Raw genomic sequence first — 1,064 nt, forward strand, 5'->3', positions numbered from 1 at the left:
AACGCCCGGTTACATTCCGAACCCGGTAGCTAAGCCCTCCAGCGCCGATGGTACTGCACTCGGGAGGGTGTGGGAGAGTAGGACGCCGCCGGACTAAACTTGATCGGTCGAGGGCCGCCCCAACTTCGGGGTCGGCCCTCGACTGCGTTTATGGGCAGATGCCCTAGTAACTTTGTGTATCGAGAACAGCGTGTGTCGGAGCAGGGCCACTCGGGCCTCAGTAGCCCGCCGCCGTACTGGAAGGAATGATCCGTGACTACAGGACCGCAAGACGGCGGCTCCAGCAACCGCGACGGCGAGAGCCGTTCCGGAGGCGGTCGCGACGGAGGTGGCGACGGGCGCCGGCAGGACCGGCCTGGCTACCAGGGTGGCGGTGACCGCGGTGGATTCCGTGGTGGCGACCGTGACCGTGGCGGCCCCCGTGGTGGCGACCGCGATCGTGGCGGCTATCAGGGTGGCGGTGACCGCGGTGGATTCCGTGGCGGTGACCGTGACCGTGGCGGCTACCAGGGCGGTGGCGATCGCGGCGGGTTCCGCAGTGACGATCGTGGCCGTTCCGGTGGCGACCGTCCCGGCTTCCGTGGCTCCGACCGCGGCGTAGAGCGTGGCGGCTACCAGGGCGGCGACCGTCGGCCCAGTGGCGACCGTCCGGGTTACCAGGGTGGCGGCGACCGTCGTCCGAGCGGTGACCGTCCGGGTTACCAGGGTGGCGGCGACCGTCGGCCCAGTGGCGACCGTCCGGGTTACCAGGGCGGTGGCGACCGTGGCGGATTCCGTGGTGGCGACCGTGACCGCGGTGGCTACCAGGGTGGCGGCGACCGCCGGCCTAGCGGTGACCGTCCGGGCTATCAGGGTGGCGGCGACCGTCGGCCCAGCGGTGACCGTCCCGGTTACCAGGGCGGTGGCGACCGCGGCGGGTTCCGTGGTGGTGACCGTCCCGGTTATCAGGGTGGCGGTGACCGCGGTGGATTCCGTGGTGGGGACCGTCCGGGTTACCAGGGTGGCGGCGACCGTCGTCCGAGCGGCGACCGTCCGGGCTATCAGGGTGGCGGCGACCGTCGGCC

Annotated in this window: 2 protein-coding genes and 1 rRNA gene; all 3 read left to right on the top strand. The window is 71.2% G+C overall.

Going from position 1 to position 1,064, the window contains the following annotated elements; genetic code table 11:
- Positions 1-94 (top strand): 5S ribosomal RNA (gene rrf, locus AB0G04_RS44220); the annotation flags it as partial.
- 279 nt (positions 95-373) lie between these two features.
- Positions 374-601 carry a hypothetical protein gene (locus AB0G04_RS44225; protein ID WP_360996773.1) on the top strand — a complete coding sequence of 76 codons (228 nt, stop codon included), beginning with the start codon at positions 374-376 and terminating at the stop codon, positions 599-601.
- A 36-nt stretch (positions 602-637) separates the two neighbouring features.
- Positions 638-1,064 (top strand): hypothetical protein (locus AB0G04_RS44230; RefSeq protein WP_360996775.1); only part of this gene is annotated, 427 nt, incomplete at its 3' end.

Origin of the sequence: Actinoplanes sp. NPDC023801, assembly GCF_040639655.1 — a bacterium.
Classification (GTDB): Bacteria; Actinomycetota; Actinomycetes; order Mycobacteriales; family Micromonosporaceae; genus Actinoplanes.